The sequence below is a fragment of the Neisseria sp. HMSC070A01 genome, assembly GCF_001810165.1.
Taxonomy (GTDB): domain Bacteria; phylum Pseudomonadota; class Gammaproteobacteria; order Burkholderiales; family Neisseriaceae; genus Neisseria.
In genome coordinates, this window is sequence record NZ_KV800116.1 from 69229 (window position 1) to 89784 (window position 20556).

The 20556-nt window shown below is 44.7% G+C and carries 32 protein-coding genes, 1 tRNA gene and 3 pseudogenes (1 of these 36 only partly in view); 7 read left to right on the forward strand and 29 right to left on the reverse strand.

The annotated features are described in order from the left end of the window. The 7 genes and pseudogenes from HMPREF2711_RS11170 to cas2 form a co-directional block, all read left to right on the forward strand. Positions 1-27, forward strand: a tRNA-Lys gene (locus HMPREF2711_RS11170) (it extends 149 nt beyond the left edge of the window). A 312-nt stretch (positions 28-339) separates the two neighbouring features. Next, complete coding sequence (gene aldA, locus HMPREF2711_RS01010) at positions 340-1782, forward strand: aldehyde dehydrogenase (RefSeq protein ID WP_003749307.1); 1443 nt, start codon at positions 340-342, stop codon at positions 1780-1782. Positions 1783-1961: 179 nt separating this feature from the next. Continuing rightward, positions 1962-3473: a lysine--tRNA ligase gene (lysS, locus tag HMPREF2711_RS01015; protein ID WP_003749305.1), complete on the forward strand. Its 1512-nt coding sequence runs from the start codon at positions 1962-1964 to the stop codon at positions 3471-3473. A gap of 262 nt (positions 3474-3735) precedes the next feature. Next, on the forward strand, positions 3736-5160 hold the full coding sequence (locus HMPREF2711_RS01020; RefSeq protein ID WP_003749304.1) for an alanine/glycine:cation symporter family protein: 1425 nt from the start codon (positions 3736-3738) through the stop codon (positions 5158-5160). Between the two features lie 102 nt (positions 5161-5262). Then, positions 5263-5790: pseudogene (locus HMPREF2711_RS01025) on the forward strand (type II CRISPR RNA-guided endonuclease Cas9); the annotation flags it as partial. After that, positions 5779-5987 (forward strand): annotated as a pseudogene (locus tag HMPREF2711_RS11175) (type II CRISPR-associated endonuclease Cas1); the annotation flags it as partial. The pseudogenes HMPREF2711_RS01025 and HMPREF2711_RS11175, both read left to right, overlap by 12 nt. Then, positions 5980-6305 (forward strand): annotated as a pseudogene (gene cas2, locus HMPREF2711_RS01030) (CRISPR-associated endonuclease Cas2). The pseudogenes HMPREF2711_RS11175 and cas2, both read left to right, overlap by 8 nt. 211 nt (positions 6306-6516) lie before the next feature. Here the strand turns inward: cas2 and rplQ are convergent. The 29 genes from rplQ to rpsJ all read right to left on the reverse strand — a co-directional run bounded on the left by rplQ (position 6517) and on the right by rpsJ (position 20507). Further along, the gene (gene rplQ / locus HMPREF2711_RS01035) at positions 6517-6891 is read right to left on the reverse strand and encodes a 50S ribosomal protein L17 (protein ID WP_003684792.1); all 375 of its coding nucleotides are present in this window, start codon (positions 6889-6891) and stop codon (positions 6517-6519) included. 24 nt (positions 6892-6915) lie between these two features. Further along, positions 6916-7902, reverse strand: coding sequence for a DNA-directed RNA polymerase subunit alpha (rpoA, locus tag HMPREF2711_RS01040; RefSeq protein WP_003749298.1), 987 nt, complete (start codon positions 7900-7902; stop codon positions 6916-6918). A 25-nt stretch (positions 7903-7927) separates the two neighbouring features. Then, complete coding sequence (gene rpsD / locus HMPREF2711_RS01045) at positions 7928-8548, reverse strand: 30S ribosomal protein S4 (RefSeq protein WP_003749296.1); 621 nt, start codon at positions 8546-8548, stop codon at positions 7928-7930. A gap of 19 nt (positions 8549-8567) precedes the next feature. Further along, positions 8568-8963: a 30S ribosomal protein S11 gene (rpsK, locus tag HMPREF2711_RS01050; RefSeq protein ID WP_002216249.1), complete on the reverse strand. Its 396-nt coding sequence runs from the start codon at positions 8961-8963 to the stop codon at positions 8568-8570. A 19-nt stretch (positions 8964-8982) separates the two neighbouring features. Next, positions 8983-9345: a 30S ribosomal protein S13 gene (gene rpsM, locus HMPREF2711_RS01055; protein ID WP_003749295.1), complete on the reverse strand. Its 363-nt coding sequence runs from the start codon at positions 9343-9345 to the stop codon at positions 8983-8985. 67 nt (positions 9346-9412) lie between these two features. Then, positions 9413-9526, reverse strand: a complete 114-nt coding sequence (gene rpmJ, locus HMPREF2711_RS10695) for a 50S ribosomal protein L36 (protein WP_003697674.1) — start codon at positions 9524-9526, stop codon at positions 9413-9415. A gap of 18 nt (positions 9527-9544) precedes the next feature. Then, entirely contained in the window at positions 9545-9763 is a 219-nt protein-coding gene (gene infA, locus HMPREF2711_RS01060; RefSeq protein WP_003684714.1) for a translation initiation factor IF-1, read from the reverse strand. Positions 9764-9767: 4 nt separating this feature from the next. Beyond that, a complete protein-coding gene (secY, locus tag HMPREF2711_RS01065; RefSeq protein WP_003749293.1) occupies positions 9768-11081 on the reverse strand; it encodes a preprotein translocase subunit SecY in 1314 nt (437 codons plus the stop codon). A gap of 13 nt (positions 11082-11094) precedes the next feature. Next, entirely contained in the window at positions 11095-11529 is a 435-nt protein-coding gene (gene rplO, locus HMPREF2711_RS01070; RefSeq protein WP_003749291.1) for a 50S ribosomal protein L15, read from the reverse strand. A 1-nt stretch (position 11530) separates the two neighbouring features. Further along, entirely contained in the window at positions 11531-11716 is a 186-nt protein-coding gene (gene rpmD / locus HMPREF2711_RS10700; protein WP_003684808.1) for a 50S ribosomal protein L30, read from the reverse strand. Beyond that, positions 11709-12227 (reverse strand): 30S ribosomal protein S5, encoded by a 519-nt coding sequence (gene rpsE, locus HMPREF2711_RS01075; RefSeq protein WP_003684704.1) that lies wholly within the window; start codon positions 12225-12227, stop codon positions 11709-11711. Before rpsE ends, rpmD begins: the two co-directional genes overlap by 8 nt. A 17-nt stretch (positions 12228-12244) precedes the next feature. Then, entirely contained in the window at positions 12245-12598 is a 354-nt protein-coding gene (rplR, locus tag HMPREF2711_RS01080; RefSeq protein ID WP_003749287.1) for a 50S ribosomal protein L18, read from the reverse strand. 13 nt (positions 12599-12611) lie between these two features. Further along, entirely contained in the window at positions 12612-13145 is a 534-nt protein-coding gene (rplF, locus tag HMPREF2711_RS01085) for a 50S ribosomal protein L6 (protein ID WP_003749285.1), read from the reverse strand. A 13-nt stretch (positions 13146-13158) separates the two neighbouring features. Continuing rightward, entirely contained in the window at positions 13159-13551 is a 393-nt protein-coding gene (rpsH, locus tag HMPREF2711_RS01090) for a 30S ribosomal protein S8 (RefSeq protein WP_003749283.1), read from the reverse strand. 14 nt (positions 13552-13565) lie between these two features. Then, the gene (rpsN, locus tag HMPREF2711_RS01095) at positions 13566-13871 is read right to left on the reverse strand and encodes a 30S ribosomal protein S14 (protein WP_003684736.1); all 306 of its coding nucleotides are present in this window, start codon (positions 13869-13871) and stop codon (positions 13566-13568) included. Between the two features lie 2 nt (positions 13872-13873). Next, entirely contained in the window at positions 13874-14413 is a 540-nt protein-coding gene (gene rplE, locus HMPREF2711_RS01100) for a 50S ribosomal protein L5 (RefSeq protein ID WP_003684750.1), read from the reverse strand. A gap of 9 nt (positions 14414-14422) precedes the next feature. Then, positions 14423-14746, reverse strand: coding sequence for a 50S ribosomal protein L24 (gene rplX / locus HMPREF2711_RS01105; protein WP_003684754.1), 324 nt, complete (start codon positions 14744-14746; stop codon positions 14423-14425). 11 nt (positions 14747-14757) lie between these two features. Continuing rightward, positions 14758-15126 (reverse strand): 50S ribosomal protein L14, encoded by a 369-nt coding sequence (gene rplN / locus HMPREF2711_RS01110; protein ID WP_002215434.1) that lies wholly within the window; start codon positions 15124-15126, stop codon positions 14758-14760. A 227-nt stretch (positions 15127-15353) separates the two neighbouring features. After that, positions 15354-15617, reverse strand: coding sequence for a 30S ribosomal protein S17 (gene rpsQ, locus HMPREF2711_RS01115; RefSeq protein WP_003749281.1), 264 nt, complete (start codon positions 15615-15617; stop codon positions 15354-15356). Continuing rightward, positions 15617-15808 carry a 50S ribosomal protein L29 gene (rpmC, locus tag HMPREF2711_RS01120; protein ID WP_003684705.1) on the reverse strand — a complete coding sequence of 64 codons (192 nt, stop codon included), beginning with the start codon at positions 15806-15808 and terminating at the stop codon, positions 15617-15619. Before rpmC ends, rpsQ begins: the two co-directional genes overlap by 1 nt. Next, positions 15808-16224, reverse strand: a complete 417-nt coding sequence (rplP, locus tag HMPREF2711_RS01125; RefSeq protein WP_003749279.1) for a 50S ribosomal protein L16 — start codon at positions 16222-16224, stop codon at positions 15808-15810. The genes rpmC and rplP overlap by 1 nt, the downstream gene beginning before the upstream one ends. Continuing rightward, positions 16208-16900 (reverse strand): 30S ribosomal protein S3, encoded by a 693-nt coding sequence (rpsC, locus tag HMPREF2711_RS01130; RefSeq protein WP_003684753.1) that lies wholly within the window; start codon positions 16898-16900, stop codon positions 16208-16210. The genes rplP and rpsC overlap by 17 nt, the downstream gene beginning before the upstream one ends. Before the next feature lie 9 nt (positions 16901-16909). Further along, positions 16910-17239 (reverse strand): 50S ribosomal protein L22, encoded by a 330-nt coding sequence (gene rplV, locus HMPREF2711_RS01135; protein WP_003749277.1) that lies wholly within the window; start codon positions 17237-17239, stop codon positions 16910-16912. 8 nt (positions 17240-17247) lie between these two features. Then, positions 17248-17526 carry a 30S ribosomal protein S19 gene (gene rpsS, locus HMPREF2711_RS01140; RefSeq protein WP_050167506.1) on the reverse strand — a complete coding sequence of 93 codons (279 nt, stop codon included), beginning with the start codon at positions 17524-17526 and terminating at the stop codon, positions 17248-17250. A 5-nt stretch (positions 17527-17531) separates the two neighbouring features. After that, complete coding sequence (gene rplB, locus HMPREF2711_RS01145) at positions 17532-18365, reverse strand: 50S ribosomal protein L2 (RefSeq protein ID WP_003684813.1); 834 nt, start codon at positions 18363-18365, stop codon at positions 17532-17534. A gap of 5 nt (positions 18366-18370) precedes the next feature. After that, positions 18371-18685, reverse strand: coding sequence for a 50S ribosomal protein L23 (rplW, locus tag HMPREF2711_RS01150; protein WP_003749274.1), 315 nt, complete (start codon positions 18683-18685; stop codon positions 18371-18373). Further along, positions 18682-19302, reverse strand: a complete 621-nt coding sequence (gene rplD / locus HMPREF2711_RS01155) for a 50S ribosomal protein L4 (RefSeq protein ID WP_003684798.1) — start codon at positions 19300-19302, stop codon at positions 18682-18684. Before rplD ends, rplW begins: the two co-directional genes overlap by 4 nt. Next, the gene (rplC, locus tag HMPREF2711_RS01160; protein ID WP_003749272.1) at positions 19302-19946 is read right to left on the reverse strand and encodes a 50S ribosomal protein L3; all 645 of its coding nucleotides are present in this window, start codon (positions 19944-19946) and stop codon (positions 19302-19304) included. Before rplC ends, rplD begins: the two co-directional genes overlap by 1 nt. A gap of 249 nt (positions 19947-20195) precedes the next feature. Continuing rightward, a complete protein-coding gene (gene rpsJ / locus HMPREF2711_RS01165; RefSeq protein ID WP_002642322.1) occupies positions 20196-20507 on the reverse strand; it encodes a 30S ribosomal protein S10 in 312 nt (103 codons plus the stop codon). Between the last annotated feature and the right edge of the window lie 49 nt (positions 20508-20556).

The window sequence follows — 20556 nt, forward strand, 5'->3', positions numbered from 1 at the left end:
AGCGTTCGAATCGCTCACGACCCACCAAATATAAAAACCTGCTTTGAAAAAAGCAGGTTTTTTTACATCCCTATCAAACCCTTCTCCATACGATGCCTCCCCTATCTTCAAAATCAAGCCATATACAGGCTTTGTCCCAATGCCGCGCATGAACGTTACCCAACGCATCACACCAGCACCAACCCACCTTTAATCAACCAAGCCCGACTCCCCCTTCCATCAACTTTTTCTAAAAACTTCCAAATACCTACCGTCAACCCACTCTAAATACTCTTGTATGCCAGACAATTTAGGCATAGACTAAAACTACATTCAACTACAACAATAGGAGAAAGTTTGATGAAACAACTGTCTATGTATATCAACGGCCGTTTTGAAACCGATTTTAACGGCACATGGCGCGATGTATTGAATCCGGCAACCGAAGAAGTCATCGCGCGCGAGCCTAAAGGCGGAAAAGCCGATGTTGACCGTGCCGTTGCTGCCGCCAGAGAGGCGCAAGCCGCATGGGAGCGTTTGCCTGCTGTTGAACGCGGCGCATACTTGCGCAAAATCGCCCAAGGCATACGCGAACGTGCCGACGAGCTGACCGACACCATTGTCGCCGAAGGCGGCAAAACCAAAGACTTGGCACGCATAGAAGTTATGTTCACTGCCGACTATCTCGATTACCAAGCCGAATGGGCGCGCCGTTATGAAGGCGAAATCATCCAAAGCGACCGCCCGCGCGAAAACATTTTATTGTTCAAACGTCCTTTGGGCGTAATCGCCGGCATTTTGCCGTGGAATTTCCCCTTCTTCCTGATCGCCCGCAAAATGGGCCCGGCTTTGGTAACAGGCAATACCATCGTCGTCAAACCAAGCAGCGTCACCCCGATCAACTGCCACATCTTTGCTGAAATCGTTCACGCTTCAGGCTTACCGGCCGGCGTATTCAACGTCGTCAACGGCCCGGGTGCGGAAATCGGCAATGCCTTGGCATCACATCCGCAAGTCGACATGGTCAGCCTGACCGGTTCTGTAGAAGCAGGCCGCCAAGTAATGGAAGCCACCGCCACCAACATTACCAAAGTCTCATTGGAACTCGGCGGCAAAGCCCCTGCCATCGTTTTGAAAGACGCGGATTTGGACTTGGCAGTGAAATCCATCTTGGCTTCGCGCGTCGGCAACACCGGCCAAATCTGCAACTGCGCCGAGCGCGTGTATGTCCACAGCAGCCTAAAAGACGCGTTCATTGAAAAAATGACTGCCGCCATGAAAGGCGTTCGCTACGGCAACCCGGCCGAGGCCGAACCCGGCGCACTGGAAATGGGGCCGCTGATTGAAGAGCGCGCTGTCAAAGCCGTTGCCGAAAAAGTGGAACGCGCCGTCAAACAAGGTGCGACACTGGTCTGCGGCGGCAAACGTGCCGACGGCAAAGGCTACTTCTTCGAACCTACCCTGCTGACCGATACCGACAACAGCATGGACATCATGAAAGAAGAAACCTTCGGCCCAGTCCTGCCGGTTGCCACTTTCGACACGCTCGACCAAGTCATCGCTTTGGCAAACGACAGCGAGTTCGGCCTGACCAGCTCCGTCTATACCACCAATCTGAATGAAGCATTTTATGTAACCCGCCGCCTGCGTTTCGGCGAAACCTACATCAACCGCGAAAACTTCGAAGCCATGCAAGGCTTCCATGCCGGTTGGAAAAAATCAGGTATCGGCGGCGCCGACGGTAAACACGGTCTGGAAGAATATCTGCAAACCCAAGTTGTTTATTTGGAAACCGATATCTAACCACCGATACCGCCCTTCATGAAACAAAAGGCCGTCTGAAGCTGATTTTTCAAGTTTCAGACGGCCTTTCTGCCTTTATAGAAAAAAATACCGACATCGCGTAAAATAGAGCCAATTTTTCACTTTATTCAGGCCGTCTGAACACTTGGGCAGCCTGACTTATTTTCCCGGAAAACATCATGAGCGAACAAAACAATCCTCAAATCGAGCCGCAATTGGACGAAAACCAAATCATCGCCCTGCGCCGCGAAAAACTGCACAACATCCGCAAAGAACGCAACGCCTACCCTAACGATTTCAAACGCGACAGCTTTGCCGCCGACCTGCATACCCAATACGGCGAAATCAGCAAAGAAGAACTCGACCCGCAAGGCATTCCCGTCAAAGTGGCCGGCCGCATGATGCTCAAACGTCAAATGGGCAAAGCCAGCTTCGCCACCATTCAAGACGTGACCGGTCAAATCCAACTTTATCTGAACAACAAAGGCGTGAGCCAAGAAGTTTTGGACGACTTCAACCACTGGGACTTGGGCGACATCGTCGGCGCGAAAGGAACTTTGTTCAAAACCAACCACGGCGAATTGACCGTGCGCGTGTCCGATATCCGCCTGCTGTCTAAATCCCTGCGCCCTCTGCCGGACAAACACAAAGGCTTGAGCGATCAGGAAACCAAATACCGTCAACGCTACGTCGATTTGATTGCCAACGAAGAATCGCGCAATACCTTCATCAAACGCAGCCAAATCATCCAATCCGTGCGCAATTTCATGGTGAACGAGCATTATCTCGAAGTTGAAACCCCGATGATGCACCCGATTCCTGGCGGTGCGACGGCGAAACCCTTCGTGACCCACCACAACGCTTTGGACATCCCGCTCTACCTGCGCATCGCGCCCGAGCTGTACCTGAAACGCTTGGTTGTCGGCGGTTTGGAACGCGTGTTTGAAATCAACCGCAGCTTCCGCAACGAAGGCATGTCCGTGCGCCACAACCCCGAATTCACCATGATCGAATTCTACGAAGCCTTCTCCGACTACGAACGCATGATGCAAATGGCGGAAGACATCATCCGCAACGCTTCCCGCGCGGTCAACGGCACGGCGAAAATCAGCTACAACGGCAAAGAAGTCGATTTGGAAAGCCCGTTTGAACGCCTGACCATTCTCGAAGCCATCAAAAAATACAATCCGCACTACACCGACGAGCAGTTAAACGATGAAGAATGGCTGAAAAAAGAAATCGTCAAACACGGCGAAAGCCTGCCGCCGTCCCCGGGCATTGGCAGCCTGCAACTGGCCCTGTTTGAAGGTTGCGCCGAGGGCAAACTGTGGAACCCGACTTTCATCATCGACTACCCTGTCGAAGTGTCGCCATTGGCACGCGCATCCGACAGCAAACCGGGTTTGACCGAGCGTTTCGAATTGTTCGTTGTCGGCCGTGAGCTGGCAAACGGCTACTCTGAGTTGAACGATCCGGAAGACCAAGCCGAACGCTTCAAAGCGCAAGTGGCACAAAAAGATGCCGGCGACGACGAAGCCATGCACTACGATGCCGACTACATCCGCGCGATGGAATTCGGCCTGCCTCCGACAGGCGGTTGCGGCATCGGCATCGACCGCTTGGTAATGTTGCTGACCGATTCGCAAACCATCCGCGACGTGATTCTGTTCCCGCAAATGCGTCCCGAATAATACATTGAAATAAAATCTAGGCCGTCTGAAAACAAGACTCTGTTTTCAGACGGCCTTTTTGTTCAAATATGTAAAACGGTAGAATTCAAATCGATAATTCCTTTACATCATGATAATAAAATTCCATGATAATCAAAAGCATAATATAAAAAAGAATATGTAAACGTTTTTCAGTTTGTTGACAGTCTGCTAGAATACATCCAATTACGGACAGCCTCCACGCACAGGCCGTCTGAAAATGCAGAAACTCTGAAAGGTTTGTATGGATCAATTTTTCGAACAGCTTCACGGCTGGGTAAACGCCATCAACGACCCAATGTGGTCGGGATTGGTATATATGCTTTTAGGCGCAGGCCTATTTTTTACCATTACCACCGGTTTTGTACAATTCCGCCTCTTTGGGCGCAGTATCAAAGAAATGCTGGGCGGCCGCAAACAAGGTGATGATCCGCACGGAATCACACCGTTCCAAGCATTCGTTACCGGCTTGGCCAGCCGCGTAGGCGTAGGCAACATCGCCGGCGTGGCGATTGCCATCAAACTCGGCGGGCCGGGCGCGGTATTCTGGATGTGGGTAACCGCCTTAATCGGCATGAGTTCGGCGTTTGTCGAATCTTCACTGGCCCAACTCTTTAAAGTCCGGGACTACGACAACCACCACTTCCGCGGCGGTCCTGCCTACTACATCACTCAAGGCCTGGGACAAAAATGGCTGGGCATTTTGTTCGCCCTGAGCCTGATTTTCTGTTTCGGCTTTGTATTTGAAGCCGTACAGACCAATACCATCGCCGATACCACCAAAGCGGCATGGGGCTGGGATCAACACTATGTCGGTGTCGCCCTGGTCATTCTGACTGCCCCGATTATCTTCGGCGGTATCCGTCGCGTATCTAAAGCCGCGGAAATTATCGTTCCGCTGATGGCGGTTTTATATCTCGTCATAGCACTCTTCATCATTGCTACCAATATTTCCCTGATTCCTGGCGTGTTCGGTCAGATTTTCTCCAACGCGTTCAACTTTGATTCGGCTGCAGGCGGTTTCCTCGGCGGTCTGATTTCGACCACCATGATGCAGGGTATCAAACGCGGCCTGTATTCCAATGAGGCGGGTATGGGTTCCGCGCCGAACGCCGCAGCCGCAGCCGAAGTAAAACACCCCGTCTCCCAAGGCATGATTCAAATGCTGGGCGTTTTCGTCGATACCATCATCGTCTGCTCATGCACCGCCTTTATCGTCTTGACCTATCAACAGCCTTACGGCGACCTGAGCGGTGCGGCGCTGACCCAAGCGGCAATCGTCAGCCAGGTAGGCGAATGGGGCGCGGGCTTCCTTGCTGCCATCCTGTTTATGTTTGCCTTTTCAACCGTTATCGGCAACTATGCCTATGCCGAGTCCAACGTCCAATTCATCAAGAGCCATTGGCTGGTTACCGCCGTTTTCCGTATGCTGGTTTTGGCATGGGTCTACTTCGGCGCAGTTGCCAACGTACCCTTGGTATGGGATATGGCAGACATGGCCATGGGCATCATGGCATGGATTAACCTCGTTGCCATCCTGCTCCTGTCCCCACTTGCCTTCCTGCTGTTGAAAGACTACACAGCCAAGCTGAAAATGGGCAAAGACCCAGAGTTCAAACTCTCCGAACACCCTGGCTTGAAACGCAAAATCAAATCCGATATCTGGTAAAACCAAAGGCCGTCTGAAACTTCAGACGGCCTTTTTAATCCCTGCCATTTAGACAAAACGATGCCCCTTAAAGCAGAAGCCTTAAGGGGCAGAGCGTTGCGGCACATCTTTTCAGACGGCCTTAAAGAAGGTATCGAAACCCTGCTGATGACGCAACGCCCTGCCTTGTCAGGCGATGCTGTTCAAAAAATGTTGGGGCATTGCACCTTCGAACCGACAGAGCCGAAAGCCGCTAAAAACACCTACACAGCCGAACGTTTCATCTGGCTGACCAAGCTGAACAACCTGCGTATTTTAGAGCAAGGCAGCGAGCGGCCATTGACCAATACCGAACGCGCCACGCTTATGGACGAGCCATACAGAAAATCCAAACTGACTTACGCACAAGCCCGTAAGCTGCTGGGTTTAAAAGATACCGCCTTTTTCAAAGGCTTGCGTTACGGCAAAGACAATGCCGAAGCCTCAACATTGATGGAAATGAAGGCCTACCACGCCATCAGCCGTGCGCTGGAAAAAGAAGGTTTGAAAGACAAAAAATCCCCATTAAACCTTTCTCCCGAATTACAAGATGAAATCGGCACGGCATTCTCCCTATTCAAAACCGATGAAGACATTACAGGCCGTCTGAAGACTGAACTGACCCCGGCATCAAACAAAACCTTATCAAGACCCTTCACTGTCAAATCTGCATCGAACGGCAGCACTTCAGCACCTTGGCTGCCATCGACAAAATGGTTTCTTCATTTCAAGCCAGCGTAGCCGACAAAAACGCCAAACAGCTGGAATTACCTGAAATCTTGCCATTGAAAGAATATCAATATGAATGAGGCCAAATTTATGAGGATTATCGTCTTCTTCGACCTACCTGTTACCACGGCGGCCAAGCGCAAAGCTGCCAATCAATTCCGCCAGTTTCTATTAAAAGATGGATACCAAATGCTCCAACTTTCCGTATACAGCCGTATTATCAAAGGTCGAGACTCGTTGCAAAAACACCACAATAGGCTATGTGCAAACCTGCCGCAAGAGGGTTCCATCCGCTGTTTGGAAGTAACAGAAAAGCAATATGCCACCATGAAACTACTATTGGGAGAGCTGAAACCCAAGAAAAAAGGGTAAATTCCGACCAACTATTATTATTTTAAAGCCGCTTTTTTAGACAAAATAAAACGGGAAACCCTTACATAATAAGGGTTTCCCATTGAGACATTGTAGCACTGCGAAATGAGAAAGGGAGCTACAACTATATCTCCCCATTGAACGAAACAATAAATTTGTAGTGTTGCAAAATAAAATAGAGACTTCCTAAATGAAAAAAGCACTACCTAAATAGGTAGTGCTTTCATATTAATTTGCTTATTCAGCAGAATCAGCTGCTTTATCAACCAATTCAACCAATGCCAAAGGAGCATTGTCGCCTTTACGGAAACCGTATTTCAGTACACGAACATAGCCGCCGTTACGAGCAGCAAAGCGTGGACCCAATTCGTCAAACAATTTAACTACAACATCACGATCGCGAGTGCGGTCAAAAGCCAAACGACGGTTTGCCAAAGAAGGTTTTTTACCCAAGGTAATCAAGGGCTCAACTACGCGGCGCAATTCTTTTGCTTTAGGCAAAGTTGTCACGATGGTTTCGTGAGTCAACAAGGAATTCGCCATATTGCGCAGCATCGCAGCGCGGTGGCTGCTAGTACGGTTTAATTTGCGGTTGCCATTACGATGACGCATGTCATTATCCTTTAATCTTCAAACTTACGGCTTTTCTAAGCCTACAGGCGGCCAAGCTTCTAATTTAGAACCTAATGTCAGACCTTTAGAGGCCAACACTTCTTTGATCTCATTCAAAGATTTACGACCCAAATTAGGGGTCTTGAGAAGCTCAGTTTCAGTACGTTGAATCAAATCGCCAATATAGTAAATATCTTCAGCTTTCAGACAATTAGCTGAACGTACGGTTAATTCCAAATCATCCACAGGACGCAGCAAGATAGGATCGATAGGAGGCGCTTTTTCTTCAACCTCTTCAACCGGAGTACCTTGCAGATCTGCAAAAATAGACATTTGGTCAATTAAGATACGTGCGGCACTACGTACAGCTTCTTCTGGATCAATAGAACCATTGGTTTCAATATCCAAAACCAATTTATCCAAATCCGTACGTTGCTCTACGCGTGCAGGTTCAACTTCAAAGCTAACACGACTGATGGGCGAAAAGCTCGCATCCAACTGAATCGCACCAATCTGTTTGTTCTCATCACGCAATACGCGACGACCTGAAACAGATTGATAACCACGACCTTGCTCTACTTTAATTTCCATGTCGATTTGACCATTGTCGGACAAGTGGCAAATAACATGTTCAGGATTGATGATTTCCACATCATGTGGCAAATCAATATCACCGGCTACAACAGCACCGGCACCTGCTTTTTTCAAAGTCAACTGAACTTGATTACGACCGTGAAGCTTAAATACGATACCTTTGATATTCAAGAGAACGTCAACAACATCCTCTTGAACACCATCAATAGTAGAGTATTCGTGCAATACGCCTGAAATAACTACTTCAGTTGGGGCAAAGCCATTCATGGATGACAGTAAGATACGACGCAAAGCATTACCTAAAGTATGACCAAAACCACGCTCAAATGGCTGCATAGACACCTTAGCTCGAGTAGAAGACAAGGTATCTACATCGATTTGACGAGGTTTCAAAAATTCGGTTGTGCTATTTTGCATTTAACTGTCCCTCATTGAGCTAGCATTATTTAGAGTAGAACTCTACCACCAGCTGTTCATTAATATCGCCAGACAATTCTGAGCGATCCGGCATATTTTTGAATACACCTTCCAATTTGTCGGCATCAACAGATACCCAGCTTGGCAAGCCAATTTGAGTAGCCAAGCTCAATGCCTCTTGGATACGCACTTGTTTCTTAGCTTTTTCACGAACAGCTACAACATCGCCTGCTTTAACTTGGAAAGAAGGGATATTAACAACCTGACCGTTTACAACGATAGCTTTATGAGAAACCAATTGACGTGCTTCAGCGCGGGTAGAGCCAAAACCCATACGATAAACGACATTGTCCAAACGGGACTCCAGCAATTGCAACAGCAATTCACCGGTAGAACCTTTACGACGATCAGCTTCCGCAAAATAACGACGGAATTGGCGTTCTAACACGCCATAAATACGACGGATTTTTTGTTTTTCACGCAATTGCAAACCGTAGTCTGACAAACGTGGTTTTTTCGCACCGTGCTGACCAGGTGCAGAATCCATTTTACATTTTGAATCCAAAGAGCGACGTGCGCTCTTCAAAAACAGATCCGTACCTTCGCGACGTGCTAATTTACATTTAGGGCCAATATAACGTGCCATGTTTTAAATCACTCCAATATTAAATACGACGTTTTTTAGGCGGACGGCAACCGTTATGAGGCAACGGGGTAACGTCAGTAATGCTGGTAATCTTGAAACCAAGAGCGTTTAAAGCACGTACAGAAGATTCGCGACCAGGGCCAGGGCCTTTAATGCGGACTTCTAAATTTTTAACGCCATACTCTTGGGCAACTTTACCAGCTGCTTCTGCTGCAACTTGTGCTGCAAATGGTGTACTTTTACGAGAACCTTTAAAACCAGCGCCGCCAGAGGTAGCCCAAGACAATGCATTGCCTTGACGGTCAGTGATTGTAATGATGGTATTGTTGAAAGATGCATGAACGTGCACAATACCTTCGCTTACGGTTTTACGTACTTTTTTACGTACACGCGAAGCTGTGTTTGCTTTAGCCATTAATCAAATTCCTTAAAATTTATTTCTTACCGGCAATCGCTTTGCGCGGACCTTTACGGGTACGGGCATTTGTGCGAGTGCGTTGACCACGACAAGGCAAGCCACGACGATGACGGAAGCCACGATAGCAACCCATATCCATCAGTCGTTTAATGCTCATCGTTACTTCACGACGCAAATCACCTTCAACTTCATATTTAGCAACTTGCTCACGCAAAGCGTCTAATTGAGCCTCGTCCAAATCTTTTGCTTTAGTAGTAGGAGCAATATTTGCTGCCTCACAAATCAATTTAGCACGAGTCGCACCAATACCATAAATAGCCTGAAGACCAATTACGATATGGGCATTATTAGGGATATTTACCCCTGCAATACGAGCCATATTTTTTCCTTTTTAGGGCAAAGTATGTCACTATACCACAAAATCAAGAGTTAAGAAAACTAACTTCTTAGCCTTGACGTTGTTTGTGACGTGGGTCAGTACAAATTACGCGAACTACACGATTACGACGAATAATCTTGCAATTGCGACAAATTTTCTTTACAGAAGGTTGTACACGCATTTTATTTCCTTTTATCGTTTATCTTGCTCGGAAAACAATCCGAGCACGGGTTAAATCATAAGGAGTTAGTTCAACTGTTACCTTATCACCTGGAGAAATACGGATATAGTGCATTCGCATTTTTCCAGAGATATGACCAAGTACTACATGATCATTTTCCAGTTTTACTTTAAACGTTGCATTGGGCAAAGTCTCAAGGATTTCACCCTGCATCTGTATGGTATCTTCTTTAGCCATAAGCCTACTTACGTGATAAAGATTTCATATCTGGACGACTCATCAAATCTTCATACTGACTACTCATTACGTAGGAATTGATTTGCGTCCTAAAATCCATTGTAACGACAACCAAGATAAGCAAAGACGTTCCGCCTAAATAGAAAGGCACATTCAATGCTGTCGTTAAAAATTCAGGTATTAGACAGATTGTAGTGATATACAAAGCACCAAATAATGTCAGTCTCAGTACAACTTTTTCCAAATATCTAGAGGTTTGCTCACCTGGGCGAATACCAGGTACAAATGCACCACTTTTCTTCAAATTCTCAGCCATTTCTTTGGGGCTAAATACTAAAGCAGTATAGAAATAGCAGAAGAAAATAATAGTTGTTGCAAATAATACAATATACAAAGGTTGCCCATGTTGCAGCATTGCAGCAACCTTGTGAAGAATAGAATTCGTACTATTTGAACCAAACCAACCTAAAAGAGTAGATGGAAAAAGGATAATACTGGAAGCAAAAATAGGAGGAATAACACCGGCCATATTTAGCTTGAACGGCATATGAATGCTTTGTCCTGGCATCATTCCAGAGCCAAATTGCCTTTTAGCATAATGCACAGGAACCTTACGCTGAGCACTTTCAAAATATACTACAGCATAGACCAACAGCAAAATACCAATAACAATGGATACTGCCATTAACATACTCATAGAGCCTTGTTCAGTCAAAGTCAACAACCGAACAATACCAGATGGAATACCCGATACAATACCTGCTGTAATAATTAAGGAAATACCATTACCGATACCACGCTCGGTAATCTGCTCCCCCAACCACATCAAAAACATCGTACCTGTAACCAAACAGACTACTGTAGAAATATGAAACTCAAGCGAACTTGTTACAACAACTCCTTGTTGATAAACAAATGTTGCAACACCAAAGCTTTGTAATACAGCCAATAATACCGTCCCATACCTAGTATATTTCGTAATTATTTTCCGACCAGCCTCACCTTCCTTTTTTAAAGCTTTTAAAGAAGGAATGATCTCCGAAGCAAGCTGAACAATAATCGACGATGAAATATAAGGCATGATACCGATTGCAAATATACTAAAGCGCTCCAACGAACCACCCGAGAACATATTTAACATTCCGAATATGCCGTTTGCAGCGCCTTCGTATAACTTAGCTAATGCAACAGCATCTACGCCCGGTACCGGTATATGAGCACCAATACGGAAAACGACTAAAGCTCCTAATAGAAACACTAGACGTTTTTTCAGATCTCCAAATTTGGATAATCCTGATAAAGATTGTTGATTAGCCACTATAGTGCAAGCCTTATTCTTCTACTTTGCCACCAGCAGCTTCAATTGCAGCTTTAGCACCTTTAGTAGCTTTTACACCTTTCAAGGTAACCGCTTTTGAAATTTCACCAGAAGCAATAACTTTTACATTAGAAGCAGTCGCAGGAATCAGACCAGCTTGTTTAAGAACCAAAACATCAATTTCGTTTACAGCAATCAGATTCAACTCACTCAAACGAACTTCAGCATTAGCGGCAGCAGTCAAAGATTTGAAACCACGCTTAGGCAGGCGGCGTTGCAAAGGCATTTGACCACCTTCAAAACCTACCTTGTGGAAACCGCCAGCACGGCTTTTTTGACCTTTATGGCCACGACCACCTGTCTTACCCAGGCCACTACCAATACCACGGCCTACACGACGACTAGCGTGAGTAGCACCCTCAGCAGGTTGAATAGTATTCAAAAACATATTAAGACTCCACTTTCAACAAGTAGCTGATTTTATTGATCATACCACGGTTTTCAGGGGTATCCAAAACCTCTACTGTATGCTCACGGCGACGCAAACCTAAGCCACGAGCACAAGCACGATGAGATTCAATTGTACCGATCAGGCTCTTAACCAATGTAACTTTAATCTTTTTTTGCTCAGTCATGGTTAGCTCCCAAAATATCTTCTACTGTCAAGCCACGTTTAGCAGCAATATCAGCAGGGGTATACAGTTTAGACAAACCGTCTAATGTAGCACGTACAATATTGTAAGGGTTAGTGGAACCATGCACTTTAGCTGAGATATTATGTATACCCATAGCATCAAATACTAAACGCATTGGACCACCAGCTTTTACACCGCTACCTTCTTTAGCAGGTTGCATAAATACTTTAGTAGCGCCATGACGACCAATAACTTCATGATGAATAGTACCATTTTTCAAAGGTACTTTAATCATAGAGCGGCGTGCTTGATCCATTGCTTTTTGAACAGCAACTGGCACTTCTTTTGATTTACCCTTACCCATACCGATGCGACCATCACCATCACCAACAACAGTCAGTGCAGAGAAAGCCATGATACGGCCACCTTTAACTACTTTAGTCACGCGATTAACTGCGACCATCTTTTCAATCAGGCCGTCACCGCGTTCTTCAATTTCATGTTTTGCCATCTGAAAGTCTCCAAATATTAGAAGCTTAAACCATTTTCACGTGCAGCTTCAGCCAAAGCTTTCACACGACCGTGATATTGGAAACCTGAACGGTCAAAAGCAACTTTTTCAACACCTACTGCTTTAGCTTTTTCAGCAATACGCTTACCAACTACAGCTGCTGCTTCAACGTTGCTACCTGATTTCAGGCTACTACGTACTTCAGCTTCCAATGTAGAGGCTTGAGCCAATACTTTATCACCTTCAGCACTAATTACTTGAGCATAAATATGATTATTGCTGCGGAACACACATAATCTTACCATTTTCAAGTCCGCAATACGCGCACGGGTTTTGCGTGCACGACGGAGTCGGGTTGTATGTTTATCCATTAGTGAACCTCAATTATTTTTTCTTGGCTTCTTTCATCACTACTACTTCACCTACATAACGAACACCTTTGCCTTTATAAGGCTCAGGAGAACGGAATGCACGAATTTCAGCAGCGACTTGGCCAACCACTTGTTTATCTGCACCAGTCAAAACGATTTCTGTTTGGCTAGGAGTTTGAACAGAAACACCTTCAGGCATTTCATATACGATTGGATGAGAGAAACCCAAAGATAAGTTCAAAACTTTGCCTTGCGCTTGGGCACGATAACCCACACCAATCAATTGAAGTTTTTTCTCAAAACCTTCAGAAACACCCTTAACCATGTTATTAACCAATGCACGAGCAGTACCAGACATAGCATTAGCCTGTTTACTGTCATTTTTTGCAGCAAAAGTCAATTTACCATCGTTTAGTTCAATAGCAACATCGGAATGCAAAGGAAAGGACAATTCGCCATGTTTACCTTTGATTACCAATGCATCTGTTCCGAATTTTACTTCTACACCAGCAGGAACAGTCACTGGGTTTTTTGCGACGCGTGACATTTACATTTCTCCACTAGGCTACGATGCACAACAACTCACCACCAACACCCTCAGAACGGGCTTTGCGATCAGTCATCACACCTTTAGAAGTACTAACAATAGCAACACCCAAGCCATTCATTACGCTAGGGATCTCGCTTGATGCTTTGTAAATACGCAAACCAGGACGTGAAACACGTTTAATTTGCTCAATCACAGGGCGACCTGCATAGTATTTCAATTGAATTTCCAATACCGGTTTTGCATCAGCAGAAACCGTAAAATCCTCGATATAGCCTTCATCTTTCAGAACTTTTGCAATTGCACATTTCAATTTTGAAGAAGGCATGGCAACAGTTGCTTTATTAGCACGTTGCGCATTGCGAATACGAGTCAACATATCGGAAATAGGATCATGCATACTCATTATTTATACTCCTATTACCAGCTAGCTTTAACAACACCAGGAATCTCGCCACGCATAGCGATTTCACGGATTTTAATACGACCCAAACCAAATTTACGGAAAGTGCCACGAGGACGACCTGTTAAAGCACAACGACGACGTTGACGTACAGGTGCTGCATTACGCGGAATGGATTGAAATTTCAAACGTGCTTCAAAGCGTTCTTCTTCAGTCGCATTAGCATCATTAATAACAGCGAAAATTGCCTCACGTTTAGCTGCAAACTTTTTCGCCAATGCTTGACGTTTCAGCTCACGATTAATAAGTGCTTTCTTAGCCATGATTATCCTTTAAACGGAAACTTGAACAGTGACAACAAAGCTTTCGCTTCTTCATCAGTTTTTGCAGTAGTTGTAATAGTAATATTCAAACCACGCAAAGCATCAATTTTATCGTATTCAATTTCCGGGAAAATAATTTGCTCACGAACACCCATATTGTAATTGCCACGACCATCAAATGATTTACCGCTTACACCGCGGAAGTCACGTACGCGAGGCAATGCAATAGTAATCAAACGATCTAAGAATTCAAACATTTGATCACGACGCAATGTTACTTTGCAACCAACTGGATAGTTATCACGGATTTTGAAACCTGCGATAGATTTACGAGCAACAGTAACAACTGGTTTTTGACCAGCAATTTTCTCTAAATCAGAAACAGCGTGCTCCATAACTTTTTTATCAGCAACAGCTTCACCCACACCCATATTCAAGGTGATTTTCTCAATACGTGGAACTTCCATTACTGATTTGTAACCAAATTGTTTAACCAATTCAGGAACAACTGTATCTTTATAAAACTCTCTCAAACGAGCCATGTTATCTCCTTATGCTCCAATGATAGAGCCATTTGATTTGAAGAAACGAACGCGTTTAACTTTGCCTTCATTTTCAATCAGCTTAATACCAACACGGTCTGCTTTATTAGTTTCCGGATTCAGGATTGCAATATTAGAAATATCCAAAGGCATTTCTTTAGTAATAATGCCACCCTCAATACCACGCATTGGATTAGGTTTTTGATGGCGTTTCACAACATTCACACCTTCAACAACAACTTTATCACCCAACACTCGAACTACTTGACCTTGCTTACCTTTATCTTTACCGGTAATCACTACAACCTGATCGCCTTTAATGATTTTATTCATCGCGCTATTCCTTATAATACTTCAGGCGCCAATGAAACGATTTTCATAAATCGCTCAGTACGCAATTCACGGGTTACCGGGCCAAAAATACGAGTACCCAGAGGTTCAAGTTTATTATTTAATAACACAGCAGCGTTGTTATCAAATTTAATTAGCGCACCATCAGGACGACGCACACCCTTAGCAGTACGAACAACTACCGCATTGTATACATCACCTTTTTTGACACGACCACGTGGGGCTGCATCTTTAACTGCAACTTTAATAATATCGCCAACAGAAGCGTAGCGACGCTTAGATCCGCCTAATACCTTGATACACATCACGCGACGCGCACCAGAGTTATCAGCCACATCTAAGATGGTCTGCATTTGAATCATATTAGTACCTTTAAATTAACCAACTTAATTTACCACTTTCATATAACTCGCACCTTACTTTAAGCTGCTTATTAAATGAAACCATCACGGTTCTAGTAAACCAGTCTTGGATCCCGAAGGGAGAGAAACTTCCATAAGAAGCTGGAAGATAAGAAACGAAGTTTACACGCAAATTAATTTTGCTGCAAGACTTCGTTTCTTATTAAGCTGCATTACTGTATTTTAAATCAAACAGTACGTGCTTTCTCAACCAATTCTTTGACAACCCAAGACTTGGTTTTTGACAAAGGACGAGATTCCTCGATTACCACTACGTCACCGATGCCATATTGATTACTTTCATCATGTGCATGGATTTTAGTTGATAAACGAATGATTTTACCGTACAGAGGGTGTTTAACTTTACGCTCAACCAATACTGTAACAGTTTTGTCCATTTTGTCGCTTACCACTTTGCCTTGCAAAGTACGAACATTTTTAGCTTCGCTCATTACTTAGCACCTTTTTCAGTTAAAATGGTTTTAATACGAGCAATATCGCGACGTACACGTTTCAACTCGCTAGATTTACCCAACTGACCGGTTGCATTTTGCATGCGCAAGCCAAACTGAGCTTTCAACAAGTCCAACAAATCAGAGTTTAATTGCTCAATAGATTTGTCTTTCAATTCATTTGCTTTCATTATTGACCCACCTGTCTTACCACAAAGGTTGTAGGAATAGGCAATTTGGCAGCGGCCAATTCAAATGCTTCACGAGCCAAAGACTCAGGAACACCGTCCATTTCGTACAATACTTTGCCTGGTTTAATTTCAGCAATGTAATATTCCACATTACCTTTACCGCCACCCATACGAACCTGGATAGGTTTCTCAGTAATTGGTTTATCAGGGAATACACGAATCCAAATGCGACCGCCACGTTTAATATGACGAGTCATAGTACGACGAGCAGCTTCGATTTGGCGGGCAGTCAAACGACCACGGCCTACGGCTTTCAAACCGAACTCACCGAAACTTACTTTGTTACCGCGAGTAGCAATACCGGTGTTACGACCTTTTTGTTGCTTGCGATATTTCAGTCTAGTTGGCTGCAGCATTACGTCCACCTGCCTTTCTTTGTTTCTTCTCATGCTCAGGTTTAGAAGATTTAATATTACCTTCTGTATAAACCCAAACTTTCAGACCCAGTACACCATAAGTAGTGTGCGCTTCGCTAGTTGCATAATCTACGTTCGCACGCAAAGTATGCAAAGGTACGCGACCTTCACGGTACCATTCGCTACGAGCGATATCAGCACCATTCAGACGGCCTGAAGTCATGATCTTGATGCCTTTGGCACCAGAACGCATTGCATTTTGCATTGCACGTTTCATTGCACGACGGAATTGGACGCGTTTTTCAAGTTGCTGAGCAATACCATCAGCAATAATTTGCGCATCCAACTCAGGACGGCGAATCTCTTCAATATTTACATGAACTGGCACACCCATCAGAGCTTGCAAGTCACGTTTCAAGATTTCGATATCCTCACCTTTTTTACCAATAACCACACCTGGACGAGCAGAGTGGATAGTGATACGTGCAGATTTAGCAGGACGTTCGATTACTACGCGACCAACTGAAGCATTTGCCAATTTTTTGCGCAAGTAATTACGAACATCAATATCTTGTTTCAAAACAGTTGAAAAGTCGGTGCTTTTAGCAAACCATTTTGAAGCCCAGTCTTTAGTTACCGCCAGGCGAAAGCCTGTAGGGTTAATCTTTTGTCCCATAGCTTTTCCTTAGTTGCCCACTGTCACATTAATATGACAAGTTTGTTTCTCGATGCGGTTACCGCGACCTTTGGCACGAGCTTGGAAACGTTTCAAGCTTGGGCCTTTGTCAACAAAGATAGTTACCACTTTCAGTTCGTCAATGTCAGCACCATTGTTGTGCTCGGCATTAGCGATTGCTGATTCCAATACTTTTTTAATCAGCTCAGCACCTTTTTTAGGGCTGAATGCCAAGATATTCAAAGCTTGGGCAACGTCTTTACCACGAATCAAATCAGCTACCAAGCGAGCCTTTTGAGCTGAAATACGGGCATTTTTATGTTGTGCACTTACTCTCATGATTCACCTTATTTCTTTTTAGCCTTTTTATCGGCCAAGTGGCCTTTAAAGGTACGGGTCAATGAGAACTCACCTAATTTATGACCAACCATGTTGTCACTGATAAACACAGGCACGTGAGTGCGACCGTTATGTACAGCGATAGTCAGACCAATGAAATCAGGCAAAATGGTAGAACGACGTGACCAAGTTTTAATTGGGCGTTTGTCGTTGCTTGCACGAGCAGCATCTACTTTTTTCAGCAAATGCAGGTCTACATATGGGCTTTTTTTTAATGAACGAGCCATACTAATTAACCTTTATTTGAGTAACGACGACGAACAATCATGTTATCCGTGCGTTTGTTATTACGAGTGCGGTAGCCCTTAGCAGGAGTACCCCATGGGCTAACCGGTTCGCGAGCTTCACCAGTACGGCCTTCACCACCACCATGTGGGTGATCGACAGGGTTCATGACAACACCACGAACGGTCGGACGAATACCACGCCAGCGGTTAGCACCAGCTTTGCCGATTTTTTTCAGGCTTTGTTCTTCGTTACCAACCTCACCGATAGTTGCACGGCAATTTACGCTAATTTTGCGCACTTCACCAGAACGCAAACGAACTTGAGCATAAGCACCTTCTTTTGCAAGCAATACCGCAGAAGCACCAGCTGAACGGGCAATTTGTGCACCTTTACCTGGTTTCATTTCAATACAGTGAATAGTTGTACCAACTGGAATATTGCGAATCGGCAGAGTGTTACCTACTTTGATAGCAGCTTCAGCACCAGAAACCAATACTGCGCCGGCCTGAATACCACGAGGAGCAATGATGTAGCGACGCTCACCATCTGCATAGCACAACAATGCGATAAATGCAGTACGGTTAGGGTCATACTCGATACGCTCTACTTTTGCAGGGATACCGTCTTTGTTACGTTTAAAATCTACAACACGGTAATGGTGTTTATGGCCACCACCTTTATGGCGGGTAGTGATATGACCATTGTTGTTACGACCGGCAGTAGAATTTTTCTTTTCCAGCAGAGGTGCATAAGGTGCACCTTTGTGCAAACCTTCTGTTACCACGCGAACCATGCCGCGACGGCCTGCAGAGGTCGGCTTCATTTTAACGATTGCCATTTTGTTTATTCCTTATCTGCAGCTGCAGCAGCGGCTTCCAAATCCAACTCTTGACCGGCAGCCAGGCTTACGTAAGCCTTTTTAACATCGCTGCGACGACCTAAAGTGCGACCAAAACGTTTAATTTTACCTTTAATGGTAACAGTAGTAACGTCTGCAACTTGGACACCGAACAGCAACTCAACTGCTGCTTTAATTTCAGGTTTAGTTGCATTTGCCAAAACTTTAAACGTCATTTGGTTACGTTTTTCAGCCAATACGTTGCTTTTTTCAGAAACGATAGGTGCCAAGATTACTTGAGTCAAACGTTGTTGATTCATACCCATTGCTCCTCTAATTGTGCAACTGCATCTTTAGTGATAACGACTTTTTTGTAACGCAGCAAGCTGTAAGGATCAACTTGTTGGGCTTCCAAAACCAATACGTTAGGCAAGTTGCGTGAAGCCAAGTAAACATTCTCGTCGAGCTGTTTAGTTACAAACAGAACTTGCTCCAAACCCAAGTTTTTCACTTGTTCGGCAAAAACTTTAGTTTTAGGAGTTTCAGCAGTCAATGCTTCGATTGCAAACAAACGTTCGTCACGAGCCAATTGGGACAAAATAGTCGCCATACCGGCACGGTACATTTTACGATTCACTTTTTGAGTAAAGTTTTCGTCAGGTTTGTTTGGGAATGCACGACCACCTTTACGCCACAGCGGAGAAGAAGTCATACCAGAACGAGCACGGCCGGTACCTTTTTGGCGCCATGGTTTTTTAGTAGAGTGATTTACTTCGGCACGAGTTTTTTGAGCACGGTTGCCAGAACGGGCATTTGCCAAGTAAGCAGTAACCAGTTGGTGAACCAGAGCTTCATTGTATTCGCGAGCAAACAAAGCATCAGAAACAGCCAAGCTGCCAGATACTTGTCCTTTAGCGTCAATTACTTTCAATTCCATTACGCACCTACTTTCACGCTAGGACGAACCACGACGTCGCTGTTAACCGAACCCGGAACAGCACCTTTAACCAACAAGAGTTGGCGTTCAGCATCAACACGTACAACTTCCAATTTTTGAACAGTTGCTTTAGTGTTACCGTATTGACCTGCCATACGTTTACCAGGGAACACTCGACCAGGGTCTTGTGCCATACCGATAGAACCAGGAACACGGTGCGAACGGGAGTTACCGTGGGAAGTACGTTGAGCACCGAAGTTGTGACGTTTGATCGTACCAGAGAAACCTTTACCTTTAGAGGTACCGGTTACATCCACTAATTGACCAACTTCAAACATGGAAACGGTAATTTCATCACCGGCTTTCAATTCAGCCAGCTTCTCTTCAGTCAAAGCAAATTCAACCAAACCACGGCCGGCTTCAACACCTGCTTTCGCAAAGTGACCAGCTTCAGCTTTGTTGACACGATTAGCTTTTTTCTGACCAAAGGTAACTTGTACAGCAGTGTAGCCGTCAGTATCTTTGGATTTTACTTGTGTAACGCGGTTGGCAGACATATCCAAAACAGTTACCGGAACAGAAACACCCTGTTCGTCGAACACGCGAGTCATACCAACTTTGCGTCCAACCAGACCTAAAGTCATGATTATTTTCCTTTTTAAGTAAAGGGGCGGGCTACGATTGGCCTGCCTTTCAGACAAAGTTAAACTTGATACGGATGTACCAAGTCCGCCATTATAATTGACAACTCAAAGAAATATCAACAAAAATTTCAATTTAACTTCTTAAGCCCCTCTTTTTTTCTGAAGAATACTACAAAATATCAGAAATTTTCAGACGGCCTAAGAATTTTATAAAAAACCGAACAGCTAAGCTGTTCGGTTTTTTAGTTCTTATTGAACTTTAATTTCTACATCTACACCTGCTGGAAGATCCAGTTTCATCAGTGCATCAGTAGTTTTATCAGTCCAGTCCACAATGTCCATCAGACGCAAGTGGGTGCGGATTTCCAATTGTTCACGAGAAGTTTTGTTCACGTGAGGAGAACGCAAAATGTTGAAACGTTCGATTTTAGTTGGCAAAGGGATCGGACCTTTAACAACAGCACCAGTGCGTTTAGCAGTTTCAACGATTTCTTGTGCAGAACGGTCAATCAGACTGTAGTCATAAGCTTTCAGGCGGATACGGATTTTTTGGTTTGCCATTTATCAATATCCCTCAATTAAGCGATGATAGAAGAAACCACACCTGCAC

Coding starts and splice junctions, on each gene's coding strand:
- rpsS (WP_050167506.1), bottom strand. CDS start 17,526: ATGGCTCGTTCATTAAAAAAAAGCCCATATGTAGACCTGCATTTGCTG.
- lysS (WP_003749305.1), top strand. CDS start 1,962: ATGAGCGAACAAAACAATCCTCAAATCGAGCCGCAATTGGACGAAAAC.
- rplP (WP_003749279.1), bottom strand. CDS start 16,224: ATGCTGCAGCCAACTAGACTGAAATATCGCAAGCAACAAAAAGGTCGT.
- rpsN (WP_003684736.1), bottom strand. CDS start 13,871: ATGGCTAAGAAAGCACTTATTAATCGTGAGCTGAAACGTCAAGCATTG.
- rplF (WP_003749285.1), bottom strand. CDS start 13,145: ATGTCACGCGTCGCAAAAAACCCAGTGACTGTTCCTGCTGGTGTAGAA.
- rpmJ (WP_003697674.1), bottom strand. CDS start 9,526: ATGCGTGTACAACCTTCTGTAAAGAAAATTTGTCGCAATTGCAAGATT.
- infA (WP_003684714.1), bottom strand. CDS start 9,763: ATGGCTAAAGAAGATACCATACAGATGCAGGGTGAAATCCTTGAGACT.
- rplB (WP_003684813.1), bottom strand. CDS start 18,365: ATGGCAATCGTTAAAATGAAGCCGACCTCTGCAGGCCGTCGCGGCATG.
- rpsQ (WP_003749281.1), bottom strand. CDS start 15,617: ATGAGCGAAGCTAAAAATGTTCGTACTTTGCAAGGCAAAGTGGTAAGC.
- rpsH (WP_003749283.1), bottom strand. CDS start 13,551: ATGAGTATGCATGATCCTATTTCCGATATGTTGACTCGTATTCGCAAT.
- rplN (WP_002215434.1), bottom strand. CDS start 15,126: ATGATTCAAATGCAGACCATCTTAGATGTGGCTGATAACTCTGGTGCG.
- aldA (WP_003749307.1), top strand. CDS start 340: ATGAAACAACTGTCTATGTATATCAACGGCCGTTTTGAAACCGATTTT.
- rplR (WP_003749287.1), bottom strand. CDS start 12,598: ATGGATAAACATACAACCCGACTCCGTCGTGCACGCAAAACCCGTGCG.
- rpmC (WP_003684705.1), bottom strand. CDS start 15,808: ATGAAAGCAAATGAATTGAAAGACAAATCTATTGAGCAATTAAACTCT.
- rplO (WP_003749291.1), bottom strand. CDS start 11,529: ATGTTTTTGAATACTATTCAACCTGCTGAGGGTGCTACTCACGCTAGT.
- rpsJ (WP_002642322.1), bottom strand. CDS start 20,507: ATGGCAAACCAAAAAATCCGTATCCGCCTGAAAGCTTATGACTACAGT.
- rpsK (WP_002216249.1), bottom strand. CDS start 8,963: ATGGCTAAAGCAAACACAGCTTCGCGTGTACGTAAAAAAGTACGTAAA.
- rpoA (WP_003749298.1), bottom strand. CDS start 7,902: ATGCAAAATAGCACAACCGAATTTTTGAAACCTCGTCAAATCGATGTA.
- rpsC (WP_003684753.1), bottom strand. CDS start 16,900: ATGGGACAAAAGATTAACCCTACAGGCTTTCGCCTGGCGGTAACTAAA.
- rplV (WP_003749277.1), bottom strand. CDS start 17,239: ATGAGAGTAAGTGCACAACATAAAAATGCCCGTATTTCAGCTCAAAAG.
- rplC (WP_003749272.1), bottom strand. CDS start 19,946: ATGACTTTAGGTCTGGTTGGACGCAAAGTTGGTATGACTCGCGTGTTC.
- rpsM (WP_003749295.1), bottom strand. CDS start 9,345: ATGGCTCGTATTGCAGGGGTAAATATCCCTAATAATGCCCATATCGTA.
- rplQ (WP_003684792.1), bottom strand. CDS start 6,891: ATGCGTCATCGTAATGGCAACCGCAAATTAAACCGTACTAGCAGCCAC.
- rpmD (WP_003684808.1), bottom strand. CDS start 11,716: ATGACTGAGCAAAAAAAGATTAAAGTTACATTGGTTAAGAGCCTGATC.
- HMPREF2711_RS01020 (WP_003749304.1), top strand. CDS start 3,736: ATGGATCAATTTTTCGAACAGCTTCACGGCTGGGTAAACGCCATCAAC.
- rpsD (WP_003749296.1), bottom strand. CDS start 8,548: ATGGCACGTTATATTGGCCCTAAATGTAAATTAGCACGTCGCGAAGGT.
- rplX (WP_003684754.1), bottom strand. CDS start 14,746: ATGAATAAAATCATTAAAGGCGATCAGGTTGTAGTGATTACCGGTAAA.
- rplE (WP_003684750.1), bottom strand. CDS start 14,413: ATGGCTCGTTTGAGAGAGTTTTATAAAGATACAGTTGTTCCTGAATTG.
- rplW (WP_003749274.1), bottom strand. CDS start 18,685: ATGAATCAACAACGTTTGACTCAAGTAATCTTGGCACCTATCGTTTCT.
- rplD (WP_003684798.1), bottom strand. CDS start 19,302: ATGGAATTGAAAGTAATTGACGCTAAAGGACAAGTATCTGGCAGCTTG.
- rpsE (WP_003684704.1), bottom strand. CDS start 12,227: ATGGCAAAACATGAAATTGAAGAACGCGGTGACGGCCTGATTGAAAAG.